This window comes from Pseudoalteromonas sp. SG44-1, from assembly GCF_014164315.1.
Lineage (GTDB): Bacteria > Pseudomonadota > Gammaproteobacteria > Enterobacterales > Alteromonadaceae > Pseudoalteromonas > Pseudoalteromonas rhizosphaerae.
Window position 1 is genome coordinate 82,130 of record NZ_JACJEW010000018.1, and the last position, 8,270, is coordinate 90,399.

Genomic DNA, 8,270 nt, shown 5'->3' on the forward strand with positions numbered 1-8,270 from the left:
TAATTACAATTTGTTGTTGCTAGACTTGCACAATATACTTTTGCCATTAAAGATTGATAGGTGTCGATAATGACTTTTAGCCCGATAATGTTTGCTCGTCATAGCCAGATTGAAGCAGCTGATAGCAATATGCTGCAGCTCAATACAAACACCGTGGTGATCGATTTTAGCGGCACTGAAGCAATCCCGTTTTTAACCACTATATTAGGGTTAGATTTAAACAAACTAACCGCCAGTGGTTTAGGTGTGAAAGGCACCTTAGATGGCGACCTAAATAGCAATTATAGCTTTGCGTTATATTACTTTAGTGCAACAGCGTTTAGATTCGTGTTGCACACAGATGCAGCGGCTCAATTACAAGCACTGATCAGTGAACAGCAACTGCGCTACGATATTGAGTTTGTTACACGCACTGATTTAGCGACCTTAACTTTATCTGGTGAGCAAGCATTTGACGCCTTAGTCGAAGCATTTAAACTCACCCCTGGACTGCGCTTGTCAGACACCAACAGCTGTTATGGTACGCAAAGTGGTGAGGTATTTATTACCGCTATTGATAAACAATCAATACAGTATTTTCAGCTGGTGGCCAAAGCGCCAGAGCTGACTAAATGGCAAACATATTTACAGCAACGCGGTTTTGATATGTCACTACCAGACGTTGCTTGAACATAAATAGATAAGCTGGCTAGCGTATTTTTAGTTGCCAGCTTTTTGTAATTTATTTGTAAGAACAAATCGCAATTTGGGTGTTAGGTGCATTACAACTTATGTATAATCGCCGCCCATGTTATTCCCCCTCATTAAATTGAGGCCACGCCCAATCTTGGGTTAATTATAAAGTGAAGGAATATTATGACTTCTAAAACAGTTTTACATGCAAAGCACCTAGAATCAAAAGCAAAAATGGTTGATTTTCATGGCTGGGAAATGCCAATCAACTATGGTTCGCAAATCGAAGAGCACAACGCAGTGCGCACCGATGCAGGCATGTTTGACGTTTCACACATGACTATTGTTGATGTCAAAGGCGAACAAGCACAAGCATTCCTTCGTAAACTAGTCGCTAACGATGTTGCTAAATTAACCGTTCCTGGTAAAGCGCTTTACACTGGCATGCTGAATGAGCAAGGTGGCGTAATTGACGATCTTATCATTTACTTCTTCTCAAATACTGATTATCGCTTAGTGGTTAATTCTGCAACTCGTGAAAAAGATTTAGCGCACATGGCTAAAGTTTCAGCTGATTTTGCCGTTGCAGTAACAGAGCGCCCAGAGTTTGCCATGATTGCAGTACAAGGCCCTAATGCTAAAGCAAAAACTGCCACTATCTTAACGGCTGATCAACAAGCAGCTGTTGCAGATATGAAGCCGTTTTTTGGTGTGCAAACTGGTGATTTATTTATTGCTACAACAGGCTATACTGGCGAAGACGGTTACGAAATTGTTGTACCGAACGAGCAAGCTGCGGATCTTTGGCAACAACTGCTAGATGCTGGTGTTGCGCCTGCGGGCCTTGGTGCACGTGACACACTACGTTTAGAAGCGGGTATGAACCTTTACGGCCTAGATATGGACGAGAGCGTATCACCACTTGCTGCTAACATGGCGTGGACCATTGCATGGGAACCTGAAGATCGTGACTTTATCGGTCGTGACGTACTAGTACAGCAACGCGCTGACAAAAGCACTGATAAACTTGTTGGCCTAGTGCTGGAAGAAAAAGGCGTATTGCGTAGTGGTTCTAAAGTAATTGTTGATGGTGGCGAAGGGGTCATTACCTCTGGTACTTTCTCACCTACACTTGGTTTTAGTGTTGCCCTTGCACGTGTACCACGTTCAACTGGCGAAACTGCTCAAGTAGAAATGCGTAAAAAATTAGTTAACGTAAAAGTAGTTAAACCAAGCTTTGTACGTAACGGTAAGTCTGTACTTTAAAGTATTAATTAAAAAATTTGGTGTTATCACCCAATAATACCAATCATGTTGAGTTATTAACCAGTTATAGCGACAGATAAATAGAGTGATAACAAGGCATTAATTTTGATATGTAGTTGTTCTACCTGATAAATTAATAACGCTGTTAGCGCTTTATTTAGACCGCTAGAATGGTTAAATTTTTAAGTTGATTGGTATCAAAACCAAAGGATGAATAAAATGAGCAATATCCCTAGCGAGTTAAAGTATGCCTCTTCACACGAGTGGGTTCGCAACGAAGGTGACGGTACTTTCACTGTAGGTATTTCTGAGCACGCACAAGAACTACTTGGCGACATGGTATTTGTTGAATTACCAGAAGTAGGCGATGAAGTAGATGCAGGCGAAGACTGTGCAGTAGCAGAGTCAGTAAAAGCGGCATCAGACATCTATGCACCAATCAGCGGTGAAATCGTTGCAATCAACGAAGACCTTGAAGATGCACCTGAAACAGTTAACAACGACGCTTACGGCGACGGTTGGTTATTCCGCATTAAAGCATCTGACGAGTCTGAGCTAGAAAACTTGCTTGACGCTGAAGGCTATGCAAACACCATCGACGAAGACTAATAATTAGTTTATCGCCGTACTAAAAGCCCCATTATACCTAACATAATTGGGGCTTTTATGATTTTACTGCTTACTTTTCCATACACTGTAAGTTATTAAATCAAAAGCTTTTAAGTTATTACTGGTCACCCATTAGTAATAACCATTTATTTTTTGGATCATAGGAATCTGGACAAATGTCAAACGCCAAATCTCTTGAACAATTAGAGCAAACGCAAGATTTTATTCGCCGTCATATTGGGCCAAGCCCAGCACAAGTAAGCGATATGCTAAGTGCTCTTGGAGTATCGAGTGTTGAAGAGCTGATCGGTCAAACTGTACCTGCAAGCATCCGCTTAGAGCAAGGCCTAACAGTGGGTGAAAGCCGCACTGAAGTTGAAACACTAAGCTACTTAAAATCAGTAGCAAGCAAAAATAAAGTATTCAAATCTTACATCGGTCAAGGCTACCACCCAACTCACGTACCACACGTAATATTACGTAACGTACTTGAGAACCCAGGCTGGTACACAGCGTACACTCCATACCAACCAGAGATTGCTCAAGGGCGTTTAGAGTCATTACTTAATTTCCAAACTATGACCTTAGACCTTACCGGTCTTGATTTAGCAAGTGCATCATTACTTGATGAATCAACTGCGGCTGCCGAGGCCATGGGCCTTGCAAAGCGCGTATCTAAAGCTAAAAAAGCCAACATCTTCTTCATCGCTGATGACGTACATACCCAAACTATCGACGTAGTGACAACACGCGCCGAGCAGTTTGGTTTTGAAGTTGTGGTAGGTCCTGCTGCTGATGCTGTAAATCACGAAATTTTTGGTGCGTTATTCCAATACCCGTCAACATCAGGTGAAGTAGTCGATATCACAGATTTAATCGCTGGCGTACAAAGCAAAAAAGCGATTGCCTGTGTTGCTGCTGACATCATGAGCTTATTATTATTAAAAGCACCAGGTAAACTTGGCGCAGACGTAGTACTTGGTTCTGCCCAGCGTTTTGGTGTACCAATGGGTTACGGCGGTCCACACGCTGCATTTTTCGCAACACGTGATGCATACAAACGTTCATTACCAGGTCGTATCATTGGTGTGTCTAAAGACCGTTTAGGTAACGATGCACTACGTATGGCAATGCAAACCCGCGAGCAACACATTCGCCGCGACAAAGCCAACTCAAACATTTGTACAGCGCAAGTATTACTCGCTAACATGGCTGCGTTTTATGCGGTGTACCATGGCCCACAAGGCTTAAAAACTATTGCACAGCGTATTCATCGTTTTGCTGATATTTTAGCCGCAGGCCTTAAAGCTAAAGGTGTAAACCTTAAGCACAGCACCTGGTTTGATACCCTAACAGTTGTTAGCGATAACAAAGACGATGTAACAGCGCGTGCTGTAGCAAACGGCGTAAACTTTGCTACTAACCATGATGGCGAATACTCAATCTCAGTGTCTGAGACCACAACGCGCGCAGACGTAGCACAGTTGTTCGATATTATTCTTGGCGAAGACCACGGCTTAAGTGTTGATGCAATCGCAGCAGACATCGAAGCAAACGGTAGCGATTCAATCCCTGCAAACCTTGAACGCGATGATGAAATCTTAACGCACCCTAACTTCAATTCGTATCACAGCGAAACTGAAATGCTGCGTTATATCAAACGTCTTGAAAACAAAGATTTAGCACTTAATCACTCAATGATCTCGTTAGGTTCATGTACTATGAAACTAAACGCGACCGCTGAGATGATCCCAATTACTTGGCCTGAGTTTGCTAATCTTCACCCATTCTGCCCGCTAGACCAAGCAGAAGGTTACCAAATCATGATGGGCGAACTACATGATTGGTTAGTTAACATCACCGGTTACGATGCCGTTTCATTACAGCCAAACTCTGGTGCACAAGGTGAATACGCAGGCTTAATCGCGATTCGCAAATACCACGAGTCACGTGGCGATGCACACCGTAATATTTGTTTGATCCCAAGTTCAGCGCACGGTACTAACCCTGCATCTGCACAAATGGCAAGCATGAAAATTGTGGTTGTTGATTGCGATAAAAACGGTAACGTTGATATGGCTGATCTTAAAGCGAAAGCAGAAGAAGTATCAGAAAACCTATCATGTATCATGATCACATACCCGTCTACGCACGGTGTATACGAAGAAACAATTCGTGAAATTTGTGACATCATTCATCAACATGGCGGCCAAGTTTACATGGACGGCGCGAACATGAATGCACAAGTAGGTGTAACAAGCCCAGGCTTTATCGGTTCAGACGTATCGCACTTAAATTTGCATAAAACGTTCTGTATCCCACATGGCGGCGGTGGCCCAGGTGTTGGCCCAATCGGTGTTAAATCACACCTTGCACCATTTATGCCTAACCATAGCGTAATTAACGTACCTGGTACGAGTATCGGCAACGGAGCAGTATCAGCAGCGCCATACGGCTCAGCAGCTATTTTACCTATCTCATGGGCTTACATCACCATGATGGGTAGCGAAGGCCTTAAACAAGCCACTGAAATGGCAATCGTAAGTGCTAACTACTTAACTCATGAGTTAAGCCAGCACTTCCCAATTTTATACCGTGGTCGCAACAACCGTGTTGCTCACGAATGTATTGTTGACTTACGCCCACTTAAAGAGCTTTCGGGCATCACTGAAATGGATGTTGCTAAGCGCTTACAAGATTACGGCTTCCATTCACCAACTATGTCGTTCCCAGTAGCGGGCACCTTGATGATTGAGCCTACTGAGTCTGAGTCTAAAGTTGAGATCGACCGTTTCATCGAAGCGATGGTGTCAATCAAAGGCGAAATCGACAAAGTGATCTCTGGCGAATGGTCTATCGAAAACAACCCGCTTGTGTTTGCACCGCATACACAAGGCGACGTACTTGGTAACGAATGGGACCGCGCGTACGACCGCTTCTACGCTGCATTCCCAGTACCTGCAGTGGCCAAAAACAAATTCTGGCCTACAGTAACGCGCATCGATGACGTATACGGCGACCGTAACCTAGTGTGTTCATGCCCAGCGGTAGAGACATACAGAGACTAATAATTTTATTGATGAGGATCATTAATTAAGTTGGTTAACGATTTAATGAAGATGGTTATTTTAATTAAGTTGGTTAATTAACTAGATCCTACATTAATTATTAAAAGGCGAACCAGAAATGGTTCGCCTTTCTTATTTATGCTTTAGTCTACGTATCCATACTCTGTATCAAGATAATTTCATTTTTAAGTGCATTATGCTGTCGCTTAGTTGGTTATGTTTGATAAAGTGCTATTAACTTAAATTTATAAAATAATAATGATAGGGAAATTAAATGAGCTTCATTGGCGCACGGTGGTGGAAATTTGATTTTCACACACATTCACCAGCTTCTTTTGATTATGGAAAAGCAGATAGTAGTTTGAAAGCATCTAAGTCACCTAAAGACTGGCTGTTAGATTATATTGCTAAAGGAATCCAATGTGTTGCAATTACGGATCATAATACAGGAGACTGGATTGACGGGCTAAAAGATGCAGCAGAAGTCTTAAGAGCAGAAGGTCATTCCATTTTTGTTTTTCCCGGTGTAGAAATTACAGCTAATGCAAATATTCATGTGTTAGGTATTTTTGACCCAAATGCTACAGGAGCTGATATTAGTTCAGTTATTGGAGCATCAAAATTTAGAGGCACTAAAGGAGACAGTGACTCTGTAGCAGAAGAAAGTGCTGAGAATGTAATAAAGGAAATTATTGCTGCTGGAGGAGTAGCAATACCTGCACATATAGATATGAAAGCAGGTTTGTGCCAACAAATATCATCACACACAATAAAGCAAGTATGCGAGCATGCAAGTGCCGTAGAGATTGTTTTCCCTAATAAAGAAAGTCCTGATGCACCTTTATCAAGGTACGAAAATTTAAAATTTGATCTTCCTTCTGTAATAGGCTCTGATGCTCACCACCCTAATGAAATTGGCAGAGCTTATACATGGGTAAAAATGTCATCACCTTCTATAGAAGGGCTCAAGTTAGCTTTAGTTGACGGTTCATCTTCTATAATTCGATCTGACGATGAAACTACAGATCCAAATAGAGCGTCAAATACATTATTACGCTCTGTAACAATAGAAAATGCAAAATACGCTGGACGTTCATCACCTCTAACTATTGAGTTTAATCCATGGCTTAATTCGATAATAGGAGGGCGAGGAAGTGGGAAGTCTTCAGTCCTTGAGTTTATTAGATTAGGAATGGATAGATCACGAGATTTATTTCATTTACCTCCTCAAAACGAAATAAGAAGATCTTTCGAAAGTTTTATTAAAGTATCTGCTTCAAGAGATACTGATGGAGTAATGTTAACTGATACTAAAATAAGCTGCATTTATACACGAGATGATGTTAATTATTTTTTAAAATGGTCCAAAGGCAGTAATAGTGTTTCAATTTTTCGATTTGAAGATGGGCAATGGATACCAGAAGAAGGTGAGGCACACTCCCGATTTCCAATAAAAATATTTAGCCAAAAGCAGATATTTAATTTGGCAAAAAATCCTAATACGCTTTTACGCTTAATTGACGAATCTTCAACTGTTGGCTTTCAACAATGGAAGATGGAGTGGGAAGATAAACGTTCGCATTTTCAAACATTATGTAGTCAAAGAAGAGAGCTTCAATCAAAGTTATCCAATAAGAACTTGTTACAAGGTCAGTTAGCTGATGTTGAGCAAAAGATCAAAACAATTGAAAAGTCTGGTCACACAGAAATTCTAAAAAGTTATCAACATTATAGAGCGAAAAGAACAATTGTATCTCAAGTTGAACTTGATGTTGAAAAGCTAAAAGAAGAATTTGAATCAGCAATGAATTCAGTTGTATTACCTGTAATTGAATTAACGTCTTTTAACAAGCAAATAGATCATGAACAAGAGGTTTATGCAAAAATAGAAAGTTTGATTAAATCAACGTCAACTTTTAAAGAAAGTGTGAATAAAGCATTAAAAACTGTGGGTGATGAGTTAACAAGCTTTAAGCAATGGTATGGAAGCTCCAGTTTTAATCAAGCTCATATTTCCGTAGACGCAGAATATAATAAACTAATCGAAGACCTACAGAGTAAAGGTGTGAGCAGCCCAGCCGATTATGCCCGTTTGATCGGTGATAGGGAAACCATAAACCAGTCACTTAAAGATATGGAGGTAATTGAAGGCAAGGTTAGTGAATTTACTGCTTTGATAAATGACGCTTACCAAGAAATTATTAAATGTAGACAGGGCTTGACAGTAAATCGTATTAACTTTATCAAGCAATATCTAACTGGGAACACTTCAATTCAAGTGGATATTACTCCTTTTTCTGATTTAGTTGATTTGGAGAGTTCATTTAGAAGTATTCTAGGAAGATCTGATAATGCATTTTCAGCTGAGATTTTTGACTTAGATCGCGAATGTGGATTTCTTTTTGATTTGAACAAAGAGTTATCAAACATTCGTAAAGATAGTGACTTAAGTGACCTTAAGCTCTGGTTAGACAAAGTTCATAACTTTAAGCAGAATATTTTCAATTTTAATACTGGCGCGGCTTTGAATACCAGGGCAAGATCACGAACTTTACCTTGACTTAAAAGTATGATCTTATACTCCTTTTTAAGGAGCCCCCATGCCTGATATTCAACTATTTAAATATTTCGAATCAATTGACGACCCTCGCCAGC

5 protein-coding genes are annotated in these 8,270 nt (G+C 40.6%); all 5 read left to right on the forward strand.

The window, feature by feature from the left end; genetic code table 11:
* Positions 1–69: 69 nt before the first annotated feature.
* Positions 70–669: a hypothetical protein gene (locus H5187_RS10630; protein WP_182794902.1), complete on the forward strand. Its 600-nt coding sequence runs from the start codon at positions 70–72 to the stop codon at positions 667–669.
* Positions 670–855: 186 nt separating this feature from the next.
* Positions 856–1,938: a glycine cleavage system aminomethyltransferase GcvT gene (gene gcvT / locus H5187_RS10635; RefSeq protein WP_145241861.1), complete on the forward strand. Its 1,083-nt coding sequence runs from the start codon at positions 856–858 to the stop codon at positions 1,936–1,938.
* Between the two features lie 219 nt (positions 1,939–2,157).
* Positions 2,158–2,547: a glycine cleavage system protein GcvH gene (gcvH, locus tag H5187_RS10640; protein WP_145241859.1), complete on the forward strand. Its 390-nt coding sequence runs from the start codon at positions 2,158–2,160 to the stop codon at positions 2,545–2,547.
* A 176-nt stretch (positions 2,548–2,723) separates the two neighbouring features.
* Positions 2,724–5,615: an aminomethyl-transferring glycine dehydrogenase gene (gcvP, locus tag H5187_RS10645; protein ID WP_182719175.1), complete on the forward strand. Its 2,892-nt coding sequence runs from the start codon at positions 2,724–2,726 to the stop codon at positions 5,613–5,615.
* Between the two features lie 274 nt (positions 5,616–5,889).
* The gene (locus H5187_RS10650; protein WP_182797845.1) at positions 5,890–8,175 is read left to right on the forward strand and encodes a TrlF family AAA-like ATPase; all 2,286 of its coding nucleotides are present in this window, start codon (positions 5,890–5,892) and stop codon (positions 8,173–8,175) included.
* The last annotated feature ends 95 nt before the right edge of the window (positions 8,176–8,270 follow it).